Here is a 17,200-nt window from a genome sequence, read left to right as displayed (position 1 = left end):
GCCGCGGGCTGCCGTCCGGCGCCGGCAGGCGTACGAGGTCGCCTTCGGAGGCGCCGAGCATGAGGTGAGCGGTGGCGGGCACGTCACGGCCGCCGTCCGGGCGGGCCTCCGTGAGCAGCGAAACGTCCGGCGGGCGGGCCGGCGGACGGAGGCCGGATCGGTGAGCCCGCCCTCGGAGCAGGCCTGTTCGTGCGCGGCCGGCGGTGCGGTGTGGTGGACGCGCCGCAGCGCCGCTGCGGGGCGCCACCTGCCGACTCCGCCGCGGCGCTGCGGGGCCGCCAGGTGGCGGGCAAGGTCGTGCCGGAGGTCGCCGGAGCGGAGTGCGGGGCGGCCGTCACCGGGCAGCATCGGCGAGATAGCCGCGCCAGCCGCCGTACCGGGTGATGTCCCGGGCGCCTTCGAGGGCCCGGGGTTCGCACAGGAAGCCGGGGGCGCTGGTGCCGTCGGCGAGTTCGACGCTGCCCAGGGCCATCGGGCGGGGCAGCGCGGCGGTGAACGCGCCGAGCGCGGCCGGCGGCAGCTCCCAGACCTCCGCCTCGATCGCGGCGCCGCCCGCTCCGACCCGGACCAGGCCCGGCTTGGGGGGCGTGGTGTCCAGGGCGTAGAGGCGGTACGCCGGAGCCGTCGTGGTCGTGGCCGCCAACCGGGCGCCCAGGGACACGAGTTGGTGGTTGAGCGGCTGGCCGGTCAGATGGGCGCCCACCACGGCGACCCGCAGCGGCGGCCGGAGCAGCGCGGCGATCTCCGCGATCCGGTCGTCGCTGTGCGCGGGACCGAGCAGCATCACGCCGAACGGCCGCCCGTCGACCTCGCCGCCGGGCACCGCGACCGCGCACAGGTCCAGCAGGTTCGCGGAGTTGGTGAACCGGCCCAGCCGGGTGTTCGCACCGACCGGGTCGGCGGCCACCTGGGCGAGGCTGGGGTGGCCCGGCGCGGTGGGCAGCAGCAGGGCGTCGGCGTCGCCGAGTTCGTACTCCGCCCTGGCCCGGAGTGCGGCCAGCCGTTCCTGGTCCGCCAGCAGGCGGTGGGCGGGCAGGTCGCGGGCGGCCGTGATGATCCCGGCGACGGTCGGGTCCAGGTCCGGGGCGTCCCGGTGCTTGTCGATGAAACGACCCACCGCGGTGTAGCGCTCGGCGACGAACGCGCCCTCGTACAGCAGGGTCGCGGCCTCGGAGAAGGGCGTGAGGTCCAGGGTCCGCAGCTCCACGCCGGTGCGCGCCAGCCGGCCCGCCGCCGCCTCGTACGCCGCCGCCCAGCCGGGGTCCAGCTCGCCGAGCTGGTCGGTGGGCGCGACGGCGACGCGCCAGGGGCCCGGGCGGCGCGGGGCCGGCCCGGGACCGGCCGCCAGCAGGGTCATGGCGTAGCGCGCCTCGGGCAGGCCGCGGGCGAAGACGGTGACGCAGTCCAGGCTGGCGCAGGCCGGGACGACGCCTTGGGTCGAGACCCGCCCGCGGGTGGGCTTCACCCCGACGATCCCGTTGAACGCGGCCGGTACCCGGCCGGATCCCGCGGTGTCCGTCCCCAGCGCGAGGTCCACGATGCCCAGCGCCACGGCGACGGCCGAGCCCGCGCTGGACCCGCCGCTCACCCGATCCGGGTCCAGGGCGTTGCGCACCGCCCCGTACGGGCTTCTGGTCCCCACCAGACCGGTTGCGAACTGGTCCATGTTCGTGGTCCCCAGCACGATGGCGCCCGCGGCGCGCAGGGCCGCGACAGCGGGGGCGTCGGCCTGCGGCTGGTAGGCGTACGAAGGGCATCCCGCGGTGGTGGGCAGGCCGGCGACGTCGATGTTCCCCTTCACGGCGAGCAGGGTCCCCCGGAGCGGGAGGGGGTGCCCTTCTTCCCCTCGGGCGTCGATGGCACGGGCTTCGGTCTCCACGTCTGCCTGCGGGCGCAATGTGATCCACGCTTCGGGTCTTTGCGTGGCGCCGATCCGTTCGTACGCCGCCCTTACCCGGGCGAGGGCGCTTTCCATGTCGTACGGCCTCCCGTAAGTGGTGCGCGCGTTGCCGCGCACGCTGGTCCTCAATCGCAGGACGGACTCGTTCCGGTACACGCTCCTCCGCTCGCCTGCCCTCGATCGCCGGGCGGGCCCGTCCTGGTGGACGCCCGGGTCACAGCGGAGCCAGCGTCAGCAGCGGTGTGCCCGCGGTGACCTGGGCGCCCGGGGCCGTCAGGACCGTGTCGACGCGGGCCGCGATCGGGGACAGGACCGGGGCTTCCATTTTCATCGCTTCGAGGGTGAGGAGGGGCTGGCCCGGGGTGACCGTGTCGCCCGGACGGACGGCGATCTGCCAGACGCTGGCGGCGAATTCCGCTTCGACCGCGCAGCCGCCGGGGGGGACGGAAACCGCGGCGGGGGCGGGGGGAGGGGCGGGGTCCGGGTCGGAACGGGTGAATTCACCGGCCGCTTCCCAGGCGGAGCGCTCCGCCGCGAAGGCGGCTGCCTGGCGCCGGCGGAAGCCGGCGATGGACTCGGCGTTGGCCGTGAGGAACGCGCGGTGGTCGGCGAGAGCGAAGTGGCTCTCCTCCATGCGCAGTTCGAGGCGGCCGACGGCCATGTCGGCGCGGAGGTCGAGCAGTTCCTCGGCGGAGACCGGATACCACTTGATGCGGTCGAAGAAGCGCAGCAGCCAGGGCCGGAGGGAGCGGCTGGACCAGACCTGGACGGTGCGGCCCACGAACTGGTAGCCGCCGGGTCCCTCCATGCCGTAGACGCAGAGGTACGCGCCGCCGATGCCCACGGAGTTCTCCGCGGTCCAGGTGCGGGCGGGGTTGTACTTGGTGGTGACGAGGCGGTGCCGGGGGTCGAGCGGGGTCGCGACGGGGGCGCCCAGGTACACGTCACCGAGGCCGAGGACGAGGTATTCGGCGTCGAAGACCGTGCGGTGGACGTCCTCGACGGAGTCCAGGCCGTTGACGCGGCGGATGAACTCGATGTTCCAGGGGCACCAGGGGGCGTCGTCGCGGACGCCGGCCATGTAGCGGGCGATCGCCTCCCGGGTCGCCGGGTCGTCCCAGGACAGGGGGAGGTGGACGGTCCGGCTGGGCACCACCAGCTCCTCGGTGGGCGGCAGTCGCTCCTCGGCCTCCCGTACCAGGGAAAGCAGCTTGGCGGTGGGCAGCACGTCCGGGTCCACGTGGACCTGGAGGGAGCGGATGCCCGGGGTGAGGTCCACCACGCCGGGCAGCCGCTGGGCGGCGAGGTGTTCGGTGAGCGCGTGCACCCGCATCCGCAGGCTCAGGTCCAACTGCATGGGGCCGTACTCGACGAGCAGGTTGTCGTCGCCGCTGCGGCGGTACGTCACGGCCGGGCGTGTCGGAGTCTCCTCGGCGCGGCCGACGACACCCCCGTCGGCGATGACCGGCCGCGGTCCGGCCGCGTCGTCCTCGGCGGTCTCCCGGACCGGCGCGAACCGTACCGTGTCGCCGGGCCTGAGCTGGCCCAGCTTCCAGCGCTCCCGGGTGACCACGGTGGCCGGGCAGACGAAACCGCCGAGCGAGGGGCCGTCCGGACCGAGCAGGACCGGCATGTCGCCGGTGTAGTCGACGGCGCCGACCGCGTACGGCGTGTCGTGGATGTTGGAGGGGTGCAGGCCCGCCTCGCCGCCGTCGGTGCGGGCCCAGCGCGGTTTGGGGCCGACCAGCCGGACGCCGGTGCGGGCCGAGTTGAAGTGGACGTTCCACGCGGCGGCGTAGAAGTCCCGGATGTCCTCCTCGGTGAAGAACTCCGGTGCCGCGTGCGGTCCTTCGACCACTCCGATCGCCCACTCGGTGCCGATCGCGGGCCGCCGGCCGGCGGGGACCGGCGTACCGGAGGCCGTGGCCCCGCCGTGCAGCACGTCACCGGCGTGCAGCGCCCGCCCGCCGTGGCCGCCGAACCGGCCGAGGGTGAAGGTGGCCGCGCTGCCCAGGTAGCGGGGCACGTCGAAACCGCCCGCGACCAGGAGGTACGTCCGCAGGCCCGCCGCCTCCGGCGCGCCGATGTCCAGCAGCCCCCCGGCCGGCACGGTCACCGGCTCCCACTGCGGCACCGCGCGCCCGTCCACGGTGACCGGCGCGGGCGCGCCCGTGACGCACACCGTGGTCGGGTGGCTGAAGCGCAACGCCGGTCCCTGGAGGGTGCATTCGAGGCCGGGGGCCCCCTCGCCGTTGCCGATCGCCTGGTTGCCCAGCCGGAACGACAGGTCGTCCATCGGGCCGCACGGCGGGACGCCGACGTGCCACAGCCCGGTACGGCCCGGCCAGTCCTGCACGGTGGTGAGGGTGCCCGGACGGACCACGTCGATCCGGCGTGAGGGGTCGGTGACGCCGTCCAGGGTGGCGGTGTGGTGGGTGGCGGAGTGCAGCGCCGGGTCGGCGACGGCGGCGCGCAGCAGCCCGAGGTTGGTCTCGATGCCGTCGATCCGGGTCCCGGCCAGCGCCTTGGCGAGCCGGGACAGCGCCTCGGCCCGGTCGGCGCCGTGCGCGATGACCTTCGCGAGCATCGGGTCGTACGAGGTGGTGACCTCGGTGCCGGTCTCGACCCACGCGTCGACCCGGACGCCGGGCGGGAAGGCGACCCGGGTGAGCGTGCCGGCGCTGGGCCGGTGCCCGCGGACGGGATCTTCGGCGTAAATCCGGGCTTCTACGGCGTGTCCGACTCGTTTTGTCGACAAGGTGACCGGTGTGTCGAGGAAGCCGGGTCCGTCCTGGGCGAGCCGCAGCATCCACTCCACGAGGTCGACGCCGTAGATCTCCTCGGTCACCGGGTGCTCCACCTGGAGCCGGGTGTTGACCTCCAGGAAGTACGCTTCCCCGCGCGCCGCGTCGTACACGAACTCCACGGTCCCGGCCGAGCGGTAGCCGACCGAGGCGCACAGCGCGCGGGCACTGCCGGCCAGCCGGGTCCGTACCGCCTCCGGCAGCCCTGGCGCCGGGGCCTCCTCGACGACCTTCTGGTGGCGGCGCTGGAGCGAGCAGTCACGGTCGCCGAGGGTCAGCACCCGGCCGTTCCCGTCGCCGAAGACCTGCACCTCCACATGGCGGGCGCGCTCCACGAGCCGTTCCAGGAACACACTCCCTCCTTGCCCGCCTTCGGCGAGGAGGGACCCGGCCGAGGAGAAGCTGGCGGCGGCCGCCCGGTGCACCGGCTCCCAGGCGTCGGCGAGGTCGGCGGGCGAGTGGCAGGCCCGCATGCCGATGCCGCCACCGCCGCCGGTGGCCTTCAGCATCACGGGATACCCGAGGTCGTCCGCAGCCTTGAGCGCCGCCTCGACGTCCGGCACCAGCCCGGTGCCGGGCAGCAGCGGCACGCCGGCCGCCTCGGCGGCGGCCCGGGCGGTGTGCTTGGCGCCGAAGAGTTCCAGGTGGTGCGGGGCCGGTCCGACGAACGCCAGGCCCGCGGCCTCGCAGCGGCGGGCGAAGTCGGCGTCCTCGGAGAGGAATCCGTACCCCGGGTGCACCGCGCCGGCGCCCGTCTCGCGGGCCGCCGCAAGCACGGCGTCCACGTCCAGATAGCTGGACTTCGCGGGCGCCGGGCCCAGCCGTACGGCGGTGTCGGCGAGCTGGACGTGCGCCGCGGCACGGTCGGGGTCGGAGAAGACCGCGACCGTGCGCAGGCCGACGCGCCGGGCGGTACGGATGATGCGGGCGGCGATCTCGCCGCGGTTGGCGACGAGGAGGGTGTCGAAGGTCATCCGCGGGCCGCCTCGCCGGTCTGGTCCGCGGCGTCCGGCCCGCCCGGCACGGTGACCGTCATCCGGACCGGCGTCGGGTCGAAGCCGTTGCAGGGGTTGTTGATCTGCGGGCAGTTGGAGACCAGGACGAGGACGTCGGTCTCGGCGCGCAGCACCACCTCCAGGCCGGGCGCGGAGATGCCGTCGACGATGCCGAGGGTGCCGTCCTGCTCCACCGGCACGTTCATGTACCAGTTGATGTTGCTCACCAGGTCGCGCTTGCCGAGTCCGTAACGGGCGCCCTCGGCGAGGAAGTTGTCCACGCAGGCGTGCTGCGACCAGGTGTGGTGGCCGTAGCGCAGGGTGTTGGACTCCTTGGAGCAGGCGCCGCCGATCGTGTCGTGCCGGCCGCAGGTGTCGGCGACGACGGTCATCAGCGGGGTGTGCTCGTTGGACAGCAGCACGCTGCCGGTGGTGAGGAAGAGGTTGCCCTGGGCCTGGAGGGTGTCCGGGGCGCTGTAGCGGACGGCGGTGTCGTGGGCGTCGTAGACGAGGAAGTCGACGGCCTGGTTGCCGCGCAGGTCGGTGATGGTGAGGTGGCCGCCGGCCGGGACGACGGCGGACCAGGGGGCGCGGGCGGGGACATCGGTGGTGGCGGCCGTGCCGGTTCCGCTGTTCTTCACGCGATCCCCCTGGCGGTCAGGTGCTCGGCGGTGTTGAGGAAGGCACGGCGGCCTTCCGGAGTGGCGTCCCACAGCGGGTCGCCCGGCGCGGTGGGCGTACCGCGCCGGGCCGTCACCTCCAGCGGGCCGCAGGTGTACGCGGGGCGCGGGTCGAGCGGGTGCGGGACGTTCGCCAGCAGGACGGTCAGCGGCTGCTCGGCGCGCAGCGTCACCGCGGTGCCGGGGCCCGCGGAGCCGACGAACTCCAGCGTGCCGTCGGGCTCGGCGCGCAGGCCCTGGAAGAAGGAGATCGAGGGGGGCAGGTCGCGGGGTTCGAGACCGTTCTTGGCGGCGGCCAGTTTGAACAGTTCGCGGCCGGCCGGGGAGGGCCCCTGCGGTGAACCGTCGCCGTAGCGCTCGTGGTTGCGTACCGCCGTGGAGGTACCGCACAGCGTGTCGTGGCGGCCACTGGTGTCGGCGACCAGGGAGGCGAGGACACGACCCTGGTCGGACAGGAGCAGGTGACCCGCGCCGAGGTACGCCTGCCACTGGACCTTGACGGTGTCGGCGGTGTTCAGCCGCTCCCAGGGGCGGTCCGCCGCGTAGAGCAGCAGGTGCGCGCAGGCGTTGCCGGTCGGGTCGGCGAGCCGCAGCTCGGTGCCGCGGGCCAGCACCTTGTGGGTGTAGCTGCCGCCGGCCACGGTCTCGGCCCACACCAGCCCCTCGGGTGCGGGGACCAGCGGCATCGCGGCGACGCCGCGTGCCGAGGCGTCGCCTTCCTGGGCGCGGGCATGGTCGCGGGCGCCGTACGTCGTCCCAGTCGCCACGGTGCTGCACCTCCGTCTCGGCGGTTTAATTTCTGTCGCTCGACAGAAATTACGCACGAGTGGATTCCGGGCGGTTGCCCGGGCGTTGCAGGGTGGTTACCGGGTACTCACGGGGCGCGCGGGGTGCTCACGGAGTGCGTGGCGGGTGGTCGTACGGGGCGTCGTGCGGCCTGTGCGACGATCAACGTGTGAGCGTGAACGGAAAACGGGTCGGACGGCCGCGGGCCCAGCAGCGGCCGGAGAGCGGGCTGAGCGCGCGGGAGGAGCTGCTGGCGGCGGCGGCCGAGCTCTTCACGACCCACGGGTACACCGCGACCACGACCAGGGCGCTCGCCGAGCGGGCCGGCATGCGGCAGGCCTCGATGTACCACTACGTGGGCGGCAAGGAGGACCTGCTCGCCGAACTCCTGGAAGGGACGGTCACCCCGTCCCTCACCCTGGCGCGCCGGCTCCTCGCGGACGGGACCCGGCCCGCCGAGGCCCGGCTGTGGGAGCTGTGCCGCTCCGACGCCGAACTCCTCTGCGCCGGCCCGCACAACCTCGGCGCCCTCTACCTCCTGCCCGAGGTCGCCTCCCCCCGCTTCGCCGGTTTCCATCAGGCCCGCGCCGCGCTGAAGTCCGCCTACACGGATCTGCTCGCCGCCACCGCGCCCTGCGCCGCCCTCCCCCCGCCCGCCCTCGCGCTGCGCGGCGACCTCCTCTTCGCCCTCGTCGAGGGCCTCATCCTGGTCCACCGCACTTCCCCGGCGCGCCCCGTCCCCGCCCTCGCCGCCGCCGCGGCCGACGCCGCCCTCCGCCTCGCCGGCGTCCCCGACGACCACCTCCCCGCGGCCCGCGAGGGCTGACGGCCGCGCGCCGCGGAGGAGGGCGCAGGACTCCGCCTAGGCCGCGGGCTCAGGGGCGACTGAGGGGGCCGGAGTGGGGCGGGGGCGGGTGGCGCGCCAGGTGGCGCCGAGAGCGAGGGCGGCACCCAGGAACAGCAGGCAGAACCACTGGAAGTACCAGTGGCCGCCCGAGGGGTCGTAGACCGCCGCTCGGGGCCAGGCGAGGTTGACGGTCATGGCGAGGCCGTAGAGGAGGGCGAGGACGTTGACGGGGATGCCCCAGCGGCCCAGGGAGAACAGGGGCTTGCCCAGTTCGTCGGTGCCGGCGGGGAGGGGGGCGCGGAAGCGGCGCAGCAGCTGCGGGCCGGTGACCATCGCGTAGGCGAGGTAGAGCATGACGATGCAGGTGGTGCCGATGGCGAGCCACGCCTCGGGGGACGCGAAGCTGAGCAGCAGCAGCGCGGCGGACAGGGCGCCGACGACCAGGGTCGGGGCGGGCGGCTGGCCGGTGCGCGGGGAGACCCGGGCGAGCACCGGGGAGAACGGCAGCGCCCGGTCCCGTGCCATCGAGAACAGCATGCGGGTCGCGGACGTCTGGATGGCGAGCGTGGCCACGGCGACCGCGAGGGCCACGTCGCACAGCAGCACCTTGCCGAGCCCGTCACCGAGCCGGCTGGTGAGCACGTACGACAGCCCCTCCGTGCCGAGCCGTCCGTCGGTGAGGCTGGGCGCGGCCAGCAGCGCCGCGAGCACCAGCAGGGAGGCCAGGACCCCGGCCGCGGCAAGGGCCGACAGGATGGTACGGGGTGCGACGCGCCGCGGGTGGCGGGTCTCCTCGCTCATCTCGCCCGCGCTGTCGAACCCGATCATGACGTAGGCCGCGGCGAAGGAGCCGACGAACAGCGCCGTCGCCCCGCCCCCGCCGTGCACGGTGACCGAGGGCGCCCGGTCCGCGTGCGTGAGGAGAAGCACGACGATGAGGACGGCGCCGACGATCTCCGCGGTCACGCCGACCCGGTTCACCACCGACATCACCTTGTTGTCGAGCAGGTTGACCACGGTGGTCAGCACGAGCAGCGCGATGCCCAGCACCGCCGCGTTCGCCGCGCCGTCCGACGAGACCGGTGACGTGTCCGTACCGATCAACTGGAAGCCGGACCACACCGCGGGCAGTACGACCTGGAGGGCGAGGGCCGCCGCGGCCACCACCACGATCTGCCCGAGGACCATGATCCAGCCCGCGTACCAGCCGAAGACGGCATTGCTGAGCCGGCTCGACCACTGGTAGACGGCGCCGGAGATCGGGTAGCGCGCGGCGAGTTCGGCGAAGCAGGCGGCGACCATGAGCTGGCCGACCAGTACGGCGGGCCAGGTCCAGAAGAAGCGCGTGCCGCCGAAGGAGTAGCCGAAGGCGAAGAACTGGAAGACGGTGGTGAGCACCGAGATGAAGGAGAAGCCGGCGGCGAAGGACGCGTAGCGGCCGAGGCTGCGGTGGAGCTCCTGGCGGTAGCCGAAGCCCGCGAGTGAGGCGGCGTCCTGGCGGTCGTCCGGCGGTTCCGCGCGGACGCCGGACGGTGCGGTGGCGGTCATGGGCCGTGCCCCCTGTCCTAATTCCTGTCGGGCGACAGAAATTAGGGATCCGGTGTTTCACCGCGATGACACGTCCATGTCGGGTGCGGGCCCAATTCCTCACGATGCCCGGCGGGCGGCTCAGGGGGGTCCGGACGCGCGCCCCGGACGGGCTTCCGGGCGCTTTCGGGAAGGGGGGCGGCGTGGCACCGCGCGGCGCGGTGTGGCCGCCGGACCGGCGGCCGGGACGCCCGGCTCCGTCGCCCTACCGGAAGAACTCCCTGAGCACCGGCGCCAGCGCCGTCGGTGAGACCTGGTGGGTCTCGCCGGCGAGTGTGCGGTACCGGGCGGCCGGCAGTGCCTCCGCGATCGCGCCGCAGGCACTGCGCATCGCGTCCGGGCTCGCGCCGCCGTCCACGACCAGAGCCGGCACGGTCACCCGGGCGGCGAGTGCGACCGGCACCACCGCCTCGCCGAGCACCGCGTTGTCGTACGCCAGGGTGGGCGCGACCGCCTCGAACATCGGCCACACCGGGGAGTGCCGCATCCCGTCCACCGCCTCGGGCGGATTGCCGACGAAGTTCAGGAAGTACGCCACCGCGTCGCCGTTCCGCCCCGCCGTGATCAGCGACTCCAGGCGCTCGGTGTACTCTTTCTTGCGCTCCGGCCCGAAGCGGGCCGCGGTGTAGGGCGGCTCGTACAGCGCCATCCTGGCGATGGGAAGTCCGCCGGCCGCCGCCTCCAGGGTGAGCGCCCCGCCCGACGAGATGCCGTAGACGTACGCCGAACCGCCCGCCTCCTCGATCAACGCACCGAGGTCCTCCACTTCCCGGGCGACGGCGTACGGTGCGGTGTCGCCGCTCTCGCCGCGGCCGCGACGGTCGTACGCGTAGACCGTGAACTCGTCGGCCAGCAGCTTCGCGAGGGCCGGCATCGAGCCGAACGCCCGGTGCCCCATCGCGCCGTCCACCAGGACCAGCGCGGGACCCGAGCCCCACCGGTCGTAGGCGATGGGCGTCCCGTCCTTCGAGATGACCTTGCTCATGATGACCGTTCCCCTCCGTGTCCGCGTGTCTCCGCGCTCGCGTGTCCGCGCCGCCGCCGCCCGTACCGCCGTCCAGTGTGGCGGGCCGCCGCCCGCCGCGCGTCCGATCGGGGGAGGAGCGCCGTGGGGAGTAACCGCCGGCGGAATCGCCGAGGGCTGACGCACGAGATCGTGTGGTGGCCGGCCGGGGAACGTGGCTTTCCGCGGGGCGGGTGGCGGTCAGGATTTCGCCAGGGCCTCCAGCAGGCGGGTGAGCGAGCCCCCGAGGCCCCAGCGCGCGGCCAGTTCCTCCAGTACCTCGGGGTCCGAGGGCTCGGCCGGCAGTGAAACGTCGAAGTCCGGCAGCGGCACGTCGGTGGCGACCCGGACCACCTTCGGGGCGACATCCAGGTAGGCGGAGGCGGCGGTGATGTTACGGCGGCGGGCGGGGGTCAGCCCGGAGAAGGGTTCGGCTGCGGCGGCCCGCACCCCGGCCAGGTCCCCGTAGCGCGTGACGAGCTCGGCGGCGGTCTTCTCGCCGATGCCCTTCACCCCGGGCAGCCCGTCGCTCGGGTCGCCGCGCAGCGCCGCGAAGTCCGCGTACTGCCCGGCGCGCACCCCGTACCGCACGAGGATCGCCTCCTCGTCGATCACGTCGCAGTCGCCGACGCCCTTGCGCGGGTACAGCACCCGCACCCCCCGGGCGTCGTCGACCAGTTGGAACAGGTCGCGGTCGCCGGTGACGATCGCGACCGGCGTGGGGGAGGCGGTGGCCAGGGTGCCGATCACGTCGTCGGCCTCGTAGCCGGGCACGCCGATCCGGGTGACGCCGATCGCGTCCAGCACCGCCTCGATGACCGGGACCTGCGGGGAGAGGGTGTCCGGCACCTCCTCGACGCCCTCGGTGTCCGCCACCACGCGGTGGGCCTTGTACGACGGGATCAGGTCCACCCGCCAGGCCGGGCGCCAGTCCGCGTCCATGCAGGCGACGAGCGCGGTGGGGGAGTGGTCGGCGACCAGCCGGGCGATGAAGTCCAGCAGGCCCCTGACCGCGTTGACCGGCGTGCCGTCGGGCGCCTTCACCGACTCGGGCACCCCGAAGTAGGCGCGGAAGTACAGGCTGGCGGTGTCGAGCAGCAGCAGCCTGCCGCCGGGCGTCTGGTCAGTCACGGCGCCAGCATGGCACGCCCCGCCGACAGACGGCCGTACCGGCGGCGCTCGTCGTACCGGCCGGACCCCCGTGCCCGCCGGGCTCGGCGCGCCGGTGGGGCCGCCGTACCGTGGGGCGGGTGACCTCCGTGCCGCGCGCCCGCCGCGTCGTCTCGCTCGTGCCCTCCCTCACCGAGGCGGTCGCCGAGACCGCGCCCGGCCTTCTGGCCGGCGCCACCGACTGGTGCACCCGTCCGGCCGGCCTGGACGTGGTCCGGGTCCGCGGCACCAAGAACCCGGACCTGCCCGCGATCGTCGCCCTCGCCCCGGACCTGGTGATCGCCAACGAGGAGGAGAACCGCGCCGCCGACCTGGACGCGCTGCGGGCGGCGGGCCTGCGGGTCCTGGTCACCGAAGTCCGGTCGCTGCCGCAGGCGTTCCAGGAGCTGGAGCGGGTGCTGGTGGACGGCTGCGGGCTGGCCAGGCCCGACTGGCTGGACGCGGCCGAGTCCGCCTGGCGGGACCTGGCGCGCCGCCCGGCCCCCGGGCGCCGCCGGGCCGTCGTCCCGATCTGGCGCCGCCCCTGGATGGTGCTGGGCCGGGACACCTTCGCCGGCGACCTGCTCGCCCGCCTCGGTGTCGACCAGGTGTACGCCGACCACCCCGAGCGCTACCCCCGCGTGCAGCTCGCCGAACTGCGACCGGCCGACCTGGTGGTGCTGCCCGACGAGCCCTACCGCTTCACCGTCGACGACGGCCCCGAGGCCTTCCCCGGCCTGCCCGCCGCCCTGGTCAGCGGCCGGCACCTGACCTGGTACGGCCCCTCGCTGACCGAGGCGCCCGCGGTCCTCGCGGCGGCGCTGGGCTGACTGCCGTCCGGCCGGAGCACGGGCGCCACGCGGCCGGGCGCGCGGCCCGTTGCCGCGCCAGCGCCGGGGGAATTGTCCGCTTGTCATACGGTGATGATCCCCGTCCTTACGGGATTCTCATGCTCGGGCCATAAGGTGACCGCCGTGACGACGACGACCCCGCCCGGCTGGTATCCAGAACCGGGTCACACAGGCAACGGCCCGGCCATGGAACGCTGGTGGGACGGGACCGCGTGGACCGAGTACACCCGGACCGCCCCGGTTCCCAGCGCCGCGCCGCAGCCCTATCCCGGCTATCCGTCCGGTGACGTCATCGCCTCGCCGGGCGGCGGCGGTCGCCGTCCCGCCGCCGTGATCACCGCCGTCGTGGCCGCCCTCGTCGTGATCGGCGGTGTCGTCGCGGGCGTCGTCGTCCTCGGCGCGGACAGCGGCGACGACCGGGCGACCGCGGACAGGCCCCCCGCCCCGACCGTCACCCGCCAGCGGCCGCTGCCCTCGCCCTCGCCGAGCGGCCCCGGCGCGCCCGGCGTTCCCCGCTCGCCGCGGATGCCCGGCGGCCCCGCGGTCGACGCGTACGACGGCATCAGCCTGCCGGTGCTCCCCGGCTGGGTGGGCGCCTCGGGCCGGAACGGCATCGGCGCGAGTGTGGTGACCGGCGGCTACCCGTGCCCCCTGGACACGTCCCAGGACTGCGTACGCGGCGGGGCGTTCGCCCAGCCCGCCGCCGCGCTGAGGATCACCGCCACCACGCCGGAGGCCGCGGCCAAGGCGGACATCGCGCCGAACGCCGCCGAAGCCTACGGCGCCGAGACCTACGGCGACACCACCTCCCACCAGCAGGTGCTGTCCACCTCGGTCACCGTCGCCGGGCAGCGGGGGCACCTGGTGCGGTGGAAGATCACCACGAGGTCCGGGGTCGACGGGTACGTCGAGTCGCTGGTGTTCCCGTCGCCGTCCGACAGCGGCAAGCTGGTCGTGGTCCGCTTCGGTTTCGACATCGGCCGCGAGGCGCCCGGCGTGGACGTGATGGACCAGATCACCCGGGGAATCAAGGCGGACACCAGCGGCGCGCCCGCCGGAACCGGGGTCTGAGCGAGCGGCGTCGACCGGTGCGCGGGCGGCGGCGCGATCGGACATGCGGGCAGCCCGCCGGACGCCGCGGACCACGCGACAGGCCCACGACTCCGCCCGAGCGGCGGGCGGCCGACCTCGCCCCATCGGAACCGTAGGCCCCGGCAACCCCTTAGAGTGACGGGCAGGCCACGCAGGTACGGGTACGAGGGGGCGCCGGGTGAGTACCGGACTGGACAACGGACAGAACCCACCGGCTCCCTCACCCGCCCGCCGCGCGAGCGCCGCGCCCGCACGGGCGCAGACGCCCCCGTCGTCCCCGGGGGACGACGGGGACCCGCCGCCCGCACCGCCGCGCCCCACCCCGCCACCCCTGCCCGCACAGGCGCCCGCGCCGGCCGTGCCACCCGCGCCGGCCGTACCCGCGCCGGCTGTCCCGAGGCAGACCGCTGTTCCCGCCGTGCCGCCGGTCGCGCTGCCTGCGGGGGCGGTCCGGCCGGCTCCCGCGTCCCCGCCGCCGACAGGTCCACCGCTGCCCGCGCCTCCCCTTCCGTACCCGGCGCCCGCGCCCGTACGGCGGACCCCCGGGGCGCGGATCGCCGCTGCCGCCTGCCTGGTGCTGGGGCTCGGGCTGATCGGGGGAGCCGTCGCGGGAGCCGTGCTCAGCCACGGGCCGCGGGCGGAGCAGCCGGTGGTGGACGGGAGCGTCGAGGCGTTCGCGAAGGCGCGCGAGGTGTGGCGGAACGCCCCCGTGGACCGGCTCTTCCCGCCCGTGATCGCCGAACCGGGGGCCGGGCCCGGCGGGGCGGACCGGACCTGGACGCGGGTGGGGGTCGCGCGGCCCGCGGGCTGCGCGGGGGCGTTCGACCCGCTGCTGGAACGGGTGCTGGCGCCCGCCGGCTGCGTGAAACTGCTGCGGGCGACGTACGTGGACAGCACCTCGACGACGGTCACGACGGTGGGAGTGCTGGTCACCGCGGGGGAGGCCACCGCGATGGGCGCCCTGAACCAGCGGTGGTCCACCGAGCACCTCGGCGACCGGGCCGACCTCATACCCAGGGCCGTCCCCTTCCCCGGCACGCCCGCCGCCGCCTTCGGCGACCGCCAGCGCGGCAGCTGGGACATACAGGTCTCCGCCGACCTGCCCTTCGTCGTCTACGCGGTGAGCGGCTTCGCCGACGGCCGCGGCGTCCGGGGCCCGCAGCCGGCGGCCAGGGCCACCGCCGACAGGGCCACCACCATCCCGGCGCAGGCGGGCCTCGGCTTCGACGCGACCGGCGTCGCCTCCGCCGTGGACGACCGGCTGCACACCATCGTCGGCGCCCTCCTGCACCCGACCACGACCGGCCCCGAGAAGGACTGATGCCGCGTACTCTCCGCGGCGGCGCCGCGGGCCGCCCGCGCACCGCGCTCACCGCCGCCGGCGCCTGCCTGGCGTTCGTCGCCGTCCTCACGTCCCTCCTGCTCGGCGCCCCGCCCGCCGCCGCCGACGCCATACGGCAGGCCGACTGGGCGCTGGACGCCCTGCACGCGCAACGCGCCTGGCGGACCACCGAGGGCGAGGGCGCCACCGTCGCCGTACTCGACACCGGCGTGGACGGCACCCACCCCGACCTGACCGGGCAGGTGCTGCCGGGCAGGGACGAGATCGGGTTCGGCGCGAAGCCCGGCCAGCGCGCGTGGGCCCGGCACGGCACCGGGATGGCGGCGATCATCGCCGGGCACGGGCACGGCCCCGGGGGCGGCTCGGGCGTGCTCGGGCTCGCCCCGAGGGCCCGTATCCTGCCGGTCCGGGTGATCCTGGAGGACAAGGACCCGCAGCGGCAGAAGGCCAGGAAGAGCCGGGGCGGCGCGCTGCCGGCCGGCATCCGGTGGGCCGTCGACCACGGCGCCGACGTCATCAACCTCTCGCTCGGTGACGACAGCGCCGCCGCCGCGCCGGTCGCCGCCGAGGCGGAGGCGATCCAGTACGCGCTGCGCAAGGGCGTCGTGGTCGTCGCGTCCGCGGGCAACGGCGGCGAGGAGGCGGACCGCTCCTCCTACCCGGCCGCCTATCCCGGTGTGATCGCGGTCGCCGCGGTCGACCGCCACGGCGTGCACGCCGCCTTCTCCACCCGCCGCTGGTACGCCTCGGTCTCCGCGCCCGGCGTGGACGTGGTGATCGCCGACCCCGACCGCACGTACTACCAGGGGTGGGGCACGAGCTCGGCCTCCGCCTACGTCTCGGGCGCCGCCGCCCTGATCCGCTCGGCGTATCCCCGGCTCAGTCCCGCCCAAGTCAAGCGGGTGCTCCAGGACACCACGCGCCACAGGCCCAAGGGCGGTCGCAGCGACGCGCTCGGCACCGGCCTGATCGACCCGGCGGCGGCCCTGGCCGCCGCGAGGCGTCTCACACCCGCCCCCGCGGTCCTGGTCCCCGCCGCCTACCCGCAGCGCTACTTCGCCCCGGGCCCGACCCCCGCACCGGAACCCGCCGACTCCGTCGAGGTTCTCGTGGACGGCGTCACCACCGCCTTCGCCGCCGTGGGCACCGCCCTGGTCGCGACCGCCGCGCTGCTCTGGTTCCGGCCGCGCCGCCCGGCGGGCGGGTACGACGAGGCCCGGCGCCGGACGGCGGCGCGGGGCGGATAGGGTTCCGGTGTGGCGCTGAAGAACATCCCGGACTCCGGTTTCTCCGACGACGACGGTGCCGCGGACCCGGCGCTGGCCGCCGCGCTGGCCGGGTACGCGCAGGACCGCGGCACGGAGGCGGCCGTGCTGGCGGCGCTGCACGGCGCACGGCTGCTGGTGCCGGTCGTCGCGGTGCTCGGCGAGGCGGAGACCGGGGCCGACGGGCTGCGCCGGGAGAAGAGCAGCGACATGGCGGTGCCGACCATCCAGGCGCCGGACGGGCGGCGCGCACTGCCCGCGTTCACCTCCACCGGGTCGCTGGCCCGCTGGCGGCCGGACGCGCGCCCGGTCGCCGTACCGCTGCCGCGGGCGCTGGCGGCGCTGGCCCACGAGCGGGCCGACACGCTGCTGATCGACCTGGCCGGACCGGTCACGTACGAGCTGACCGGGCCCGCGCTGCGCGCCGCCGCGCTCGGTCCGGGCCGCCGGGACCCGCTGGCCGACCCCGCCGTGCGGGAGGCGCTGCGGGCCGCGGTGGCCGCCGAGCCCGGTGTCGTACGGGCCCACCTGGCGGCCGGACAGTCCGGCAGCGACGGTACGCTCGGCCTGGTCCTGGCGCCGGACGCGGACGCCGCCGCGACCGGCCGCGGCGTGGCCGCCGTACTCGCCGCGGACGAGGTGCTGCGGGCCGCCCTCGTCCAGGGTCTGGACCTCGCCCTGCTGCCGCCGGGCGCGGCGGTCCCCGGGGAACCGCTCTTCACGCGTTGAGTACGCCGCTCCGCCGGCTCTGTCGGTCGAGTCCCGTCCCCCCTCCGCTCGGCGTGCCCCCTTGGTGGCCGCGGGAAACGGGACATCCGCCCCTCCCTCCCCGGTTTCGCCCGAGATGTGCACTTGAATCCCGCGCGTCACAATGCAGGTGCAGGCTTCATCGTCACGAG

Annotated in this window: 13 protein-coding genes; 6 read left to right on the top strand and 7 right to left on the bottom strand. The window is 75.3% G+C overall.

The features are described from left to right. Positions 1-334: 334 nt before the first annotated feature. From VIW71_RS21780 to VIW71_RS21765, 4 genes are all read right to left on the bottom strand, one after another. The gene (locus VIW71_RS21780) at positions 335-1,975 is read right to left on the bottom strand and encodes an allophanate hydrolase (RefSeq protein WP_331624152.1); all 1,641 of its coding nucleotides are present in this window, start codon (positions 1,973-1,975) and stop codon (positions 335-337) included. Between the two features lie 139 nt (positions 1,976-2,114). Next, on the bottom strand, positions 2,115-5,678 hold the full coding sequence (gene uca, locus VIW71_RS21775; protein WP_331624151.1) for an urea carboxylase: 3,564 nt from the start codon (positions 5,676-5,678) through the stop codon (positions 2,115-2,117). Then, on the bottom strand, positions 5,675-6,340 hold the full coding sequence (locus VIW71_RS21770; RefSeq protein WP_331624150.1) for an urea amidolyase associated protein UAAP2: 666 nt from the start codon (positions 6,338-6,340) through the stop codon (positions 5,675-5,677). The genes uca and VIW71_RS21770 overlap by 4 nt, the downstream gene beginning before the upstream one ends. Continuing rightward, positions 6,337-7,146 carry an urea amidolyase associated protein UAAP1 gene (locus VIW71_RS21765; RefSeq protein ID WP_331624149.1) on the bottom strand — a complete coding sequence of 270 codons (810 nt, stop codon included), beginning with the start codon at positions 7,144-7,146 and terminating at the stop codon, positions 6,337-6,339. The genes VIW71_RS21770 and VIW71_RS21765 overlap by 4 nt, the downstream gene beginning before the upstream one ends. Before the next feature lie 188 nt (positions 7,147-7,334). Here VIW71_RS21765 and VIW71_RS21760 point away from each other — a divergent pair, with 188 nt between their 5' ends. After that, the gene (locus VIW71_RS21760; protein WP_331624148.1) at positions 7,335-7,991 is read left to right on the top strand and encodes a TetR/AcrR family transcriptional regulator; all 657 of its coding nucleotides are present in this window, start codon (positions 7,335-7,337) and stop codon (positions 7,989-7,991) included. A 36-nt stretch (positions 7,992-8,027) separates the two neighbouring features. Here the strand turns inward: VIW71_RS21760 and VIW71_RS21755 are convergent, their stop codons facing one another. The 3 genes from VIW71_RS21755 to VIW71_RS21745 all read right to left on the bottom strand — a co-directional run bounded on the left by VIW71_RS21755 (position 8,028) and on the right by VIW71_RS21745 (position 11,703). Further along, positions 8,028-9,560, bottom strand: coding sequence for an amino acid permease (locus VIW71_RS21755; protein WP_331624147.1), 1,533 nt, complete (start codon positions 9,558-9,560; stop codon positions 8,028-8,030). Positions 9,561-9,804: 244 nt separating this feature from the next. Continuing rightward, positions 9,805-10,584, bottom strand: coding sequence for an alpha/beta fold hydrolase (locus VIW71_RS21750; protein ID WP_331624146.1), 780 nt, complete (start codon positions 10,582-10,584; stop codon positions 9,805-9,807). A gap of 219 nt (positions 10,585-10,803) precedes the next feature. After that, complete coding sequence (locus VIW71_RS21745; protein ID WP_331624154.1) at positions 10,804-11,703, bottom strand: 5'-3' exonuclease; 900 nt, start codon at positions 11,701-11,703, stop codon at positions 10,804-10,806. Positions 11,704-11,852: 149 nt separating this feature from the next. Here VIW71_RS21745 and VIW71_RS21740 point away from each other — a divergent pair, with 149 nt between their 5' ends. The 5 genes from VIW71_RS21740 to VIW71_RS21720 all read left to right on the top strand — a co-directional run bounded on the left by VIW71_RS21740 (position 11,853) and on the right by VIW71_RS21720 (position 17,030). Continuing rightward, a complete protein-coding gene (locus VIW71_RS21740; RefSeq protein ID WP_331624145.1) occupies positions 11,853-12,581 on the top strand; it encodes a helical backbone metal receptor in 729 nt (242 codons plus the stop codon). A 144-nt stretch (positions 12,582-12,725) separates the two neighbouring features. Continuing rightward, positions 12,726-13,673, top strand: a complete 948-nt coding sequence (locus VIW71_RS21735) for a DUF2510 domain-containing protein (RefSeq protein ID WP_331624144.1) — start codon at positions 12,726-12,728, stop codon at positions 13,671-13,673. Positions 13,674-14,268: 595 nt separating this feature from the next. Beyond that, positions 14,269-15,015 (top strand): hypothetical protein, encoded by a 747-nt coding sequence (locus tag VIW71_RS21730; protein ID WP_331624143.1) that lies wholly within the window; start codon positions 14,269-14,271, stop codon positions 15,013-15,015. Next, a complete protein-coding gene (mycP, locus tag VIW71_RS21725) occupies positions 15,015-16,283 on the top strand; it encodes a type VII secretion-associated serine protease mycosin (protein ID WP_331624142.1) in 1,269 nt (422 codons plus the stop codon). Before VIW71_RS21730 ends, mycP begins: the two co-directional genes overlap by 1 nt. Positions 16,284-16,292: 9 nt before the next feature. Continuing rightward, a complete protein-coding gene (locus VIW71_RS21720) occupies positions 16,293-17,030 on the top strand; it encodes an SseB family protein (protein WP_331624140.1) in 738 nt (245 codons plus the stop codon). Positions 17,031-17,200: the final 170 nt, after the last annotated feature.

The sequence above is a fragment of the Streptomyces sp. genome (assembly GCF_036524955.1).
In the GTDB taxonomy this organism is placed as follows: Bacteria; Actinomycetota; Actinomycetes; order Streptomycetales; family Streptomycetaceae; genus Actinacidiphila.
Note: the sequence above shows the minus strand (reverse complement) of the source record. Positions and strands in the feature narration are given on the sequence as shown.

Coding starts and splice junctions, on each gene's coding strand:
- VIW71_RS21780 (WP_331624152.1), bottom strand. CDS start 1,975: ATGGAAAGCGCCCTCGCCCGGGTAAGGGCGGCGTACGAACGGATCGGC.
- uca (WP_331624151.1), bottom strand. CDS start 5,678: ATGACCTTCGACACCCTCCTCGTCGCCAACCGCGGCGAGATCGCCGCC.
- VIW71_RS21755 (WP_331624147.1), bottom strand. CDS start 9,560: ATGACCGCCACCGCACCGTCCGGCGTCCGCGCGGAACCGCCGGACGAC.
- VIW71_RS21750 (WP_331624146.1), bottom strand. CDS start 10,584: ATGAGCAAGGTCATCTCGAAGGACGGGACGCCCATCGCCTACGACCGG.
- mycP (WP_331624142.1), top strand. CDS start 15,015: ATGCCGCGTACTCTCCGCGGCGGCGCCGCGGGCCGCCCGCGCACCGCG.